The 1,702-nt window shown below is 71.2% G+C and carries 2 protein-coding genes; one reads left to right on the top strand and one right to left on the bottom strand.

The window, feature by feature from the left end; all coding sequences use genetic code 11:
• On the bottom strand, positions 1-369 hold a 369-nt coding region (locus ABZV34_RS39170; RefSeq protein ID WP_356287977.1), incomplete at its 3' end, for a winged helix-turn-helix domain-containing protein.
• A gap of 276 nt (positions 370-645) precedes the next feature.
• Between ABZV34_RS39170 and ABZV34_RS39175 the strand changes: the two genes are divergently transcribed.
• On the top strand, positions 646-1,702 hold a 1,057-nt coding region (locus ABZV34_RS39175; protein ID WP_356287980.1), incomplete at its 3' end, for an AMP-binding protein.

Raw genomic sequence — 1,702 nt, forward strand, 5'->3', positions numbered from 1 at the left:
GTCGCCGCGCAGCAGTGCCTTCTGGCCGTTGTGGTGCAGTTCCTCGAACACCGCCAGATCGAGCTGCGCGGGATCCAGGTGCAGCGCGTAGCCGGGCGGGCGGGTGACCAGCGCGTCCCGGCCGTACTCCGGGTCGGCGGTGTGCAGCAGCTTGCGCAGCTGCGAGACGTAGACCTGAAGGGTGGTCGTCGCGGTGCGCGGCGGGTGCTCGCCCCACAGCTCGTCGATCAGACTGTCCACCGAGACGATCTCGTTGGCCCTGACCAGCAGGGTCGCGAGCACCGCACGGATCTTGGCGGCCCGGGGCCGGACCGGTTCGGCCGCCGCGGACGAGGTGATCTCCAAAGGACCCAGAATCCGAAAACGCATGCTCCCACCCTCTTCTCCCCGTCGCATCGGCCGGCGGGACCGGACGGCCGACGCGCGCCCTCGTCGCCCGCTTGCTCCGCGGAACCCCGACGACAGACCGTGCTGCCCCAATGTAGGCGTCGGCCACACCCCAAATTCGGACAGGCGTACCCCTGAATTCTGTGAAGGGGCGGTGCATCGCAAGCGGCGCTTTAGCCCGTGATCTCACGATGAGCTTGCTCGGCGGCAGAGGGGCGTCCTGTGCCCCGCTTCGTATGCGCCATGAGGGGGCTGACGTTGACCGCTGCATTCACCACCTTCACCCAGCTGATGCGGGAACGGGTCGCCGCGCTCGGCGACGCGGACGCCCAGGTGTTCCTGCGGGACGTCAGCGAAGCCGAACACCTCACCTACTCCACTCTCGACCGCCGCGCCCGCGCCCTGGCGGTACGGCTGCACGAACTCGGCTCCCAGGGCCGGCCCGTGCTGCTCCTGTACCCACCCGGCCCGGAATTCCTCGTCGCGTTCGTGGGATGCCTGTACGCCGGCGCGATCGCCGTGCCCGCCCCGCTGCCCGGCGACCGGGGCGAGCGGCTGCAGCGGGTCTCCGGCATCCTCCGGGACACCGCGGCCACGCTGGTGCTGACCGACTCCGAACACGCGGCGGACACCTCCCTGTGGCTGGCCGTGACCGGCCGAGGAGAAACGGTTTGCCTGGCGACCGACCTCGACGACACCACGGCCGCCGACGCCTGGCGCGCTCCCCGTGTCGGCCCCGACGACATCGCCTTCCTGCAGTACACCTCCGGCTCGACCAGCAAACCGCGCGGCGTCATGGTCAGCCACCGCAACCTGATGGCCAACCAGGAGGCGCTGCAGCACCTCATGGGCACCACCGCCGACGACCGCTTCGCCAACTGGCTGCCGCACTACCACGACATGGGCCTCATCGCCCATGTGCTGCACCCCCTGTGGCTGGGCACCCAGAGCGTCCAGCTGTCCCCGGTCTCCTTCATCAAACGGCCCGTCAGCTGGCTGCGCGCGATCGGCGAGTACGGCCTGACCGTGAGCGGCGGCCCGAACTTCTGCTACGACCTGTGCACCCGCCGCGTCACCGACGCCCACCTCGCCGAACTCGACCTCTCCAGCTGGCGCCTGGCCCTGTGCGGCGCCGAACCCGTACGGGCGCAGACCCTGGACGCCTTCGCCCGCCGCTTCGCCTCGGCGGGCCTGCGCGCCGCGAGTCTCTACCCCGGCTACGGGCTCGCCGAGGCCACCCTGGTGGTCTCCGGCGGCCGGCCGAACGTCCCGGCCCGCCGGCTGACCGTGGACGCGGCCGCCCTGGAGAAGGACG

Source organism: Streptomyces sp. NPDC005195 (assembly GCF_040608315.1).
GTDB lineage: Bacteria > Actinomycetota > Actinomycetes > Streptomycetales > Streptomycetaceae > Streptomyces > Streptomyces kaempferi.